The 1,600-nt window shown below is 39.6% G+C and carries 2 protein-coding genes; one reads left to right on the top strand and one right to left on the bottom strand.

From position 1 onward, the window contains the following. The coding region (locus ACUVXA_RS20720) for a hypothetical protein (protein ID WP_445873192.1) at nucleotides 1-218 on the top strand (218 nt) is incomplete at its 5' end. Nucleotides 219-285: 67 nt separating this feature from the next. Here the strand turns inward: ACUVXA_RS20720 and ACUVXA_RS20715 are convergent. Next, nucleotides 286-1,440: a pyridoxal-phosphate-dependent aminotransferase family protein gene (locus ACUVXA_RS20715; protein ID WP_445873191.1), complete on the bottom strand. Its 1,155-nt coding sequence runs from the start codon at nucleotides 1,438-1,440 to the stop codon at nucleotides 286-288. Nucleotides 1,441-1,600: the final 160 nt, after the last annotated feature.

Raw genomic sequence — 1,600 nt, 5'->3', positions numbered from 1 at the left:
CCCGAAACAAAGGAGTAAACAACAACATAATTAAGAACAAAATTAATAGAAAAGGGTGGTGCACATGTTCTAAAAGCACATGGTTGCCCAAAATAAGGTCATTCCAGACCACTCACCGGCTGAAATGCGCCCCACACCTTCCGCATACGAGCGCAAAAAATGATACAACCCTTGCAAAAACCGTTCTCCAGCTACGGAGATTGAAAGTTTTTTATTAAAATTTGAGAGAAAATATAATTCTAATAAAAAGGGTTCAAATAGATTTGTTGATAAGGTGGAGTTTTTTCACATAAATACTTTCATTGCTGCTTCTACACCTGCCCCGAGTTCTATTCTCTGCCCAAGCTTTTTGAGAGACTGTTCAAGTGCATATATGGTCATTAGAATTTCTTTATCTGTCACATGTCCCATGTGCCCTATTCTAAAAATTTTTCCTTTCAATGCTGACTGTCCTCCGGATATCAGGATACCATGATCCTTCTGTATATTCCCTCGCAGTTCCTTGTCTTGAACACTTTTGGGAATTTTTACTGCAGTTACTGTTACAGAACAGGTTTCTTCTCTCTCGGGAAAGAGTTCTAGTTCAAGGGCTTTAATAGCTTCTCGAGTGGCTTGCGCCATTTTATGGTGGCGAGCGATTACATTCTCAAGTCCTTCATCTAATAAAAGTCTCAAAGAATTCTGCAGAGCATAATAAAATGTTAAGGCCGGTGTGTAAGGCTGCTCTGGAGGATCCTTTTTATAGCTCTCGAGGTAGTCTGGTAGGCTAAAATAGAATGCTCTTCTCTTAGTTTTGTTAATTACTTCCCACGCTTTTTCAGATACCGAGATGAATGCTAAACCTGGGGGTAGTGAAAAACATTTCTGTGAACCTGAAATGCAGAGGTCAATTTTCCAGTCATCAACCGGAATGTGGTCACCGCCCATACTTGAGATGGTGTCCACGATAAATAAGGCATTATGTTTTTTCACTATTTTACCTATATCATGAAGAGGAACTCTTACCCCTGTAGATGTTTCGTTATGAGTAACTGTTACCGCCTTGATATCTTCCTCTCTTTCTAAAGCCTCCTCAATCTGCCCTGAGTCCGGCACGGCGCCCCACTCAATGGGTAATTCAACAGGTATTCCCCCAAAGGCTTCCACAATCAATTTGAACCTTTCACTAAACTTTCCATAAATTGGGCAAAGTACTTTATCGCCAGGTTCTATGGTATTACTAATTGCAGCTTCCATTGCTCCCGTTCCAGAGGAGGTGAGAATGAAAAGGTCGTTTTTAGTTCTGAAAACCTTCTTTAAATTTTCGGTGCATTCAGTGAGCATTTCCCCAAATTTTTTTCCTCTATGATTAATCATTTGGCGGGACATGGCTCTGAGTGTACTATTGGCAACGAAAGTGGGTCCCGGAATCATCAAAAGTTCTTCGTCAACTCCACGCAACTTATTTCACCATCAACATTTTTAAACAATCAATCTGCAGTGCTAATAAAACATATTGAATTACCCTATAGATGTTAAAGAATATTTTCGGTGTAATGACTCCTTTTTATAATGGTCTTTAACAGTGAAAGGGATACCCTTTTAATGTTTTCCATATCTT

It is taken from the genome of Candidatus Jordarchaeum sp., assembly GCF_052745115.1.
Note: the sequence above shows the minus strand (reverse complement) of the source record. Positions and strands in the feature narration are given on the sequence as shown.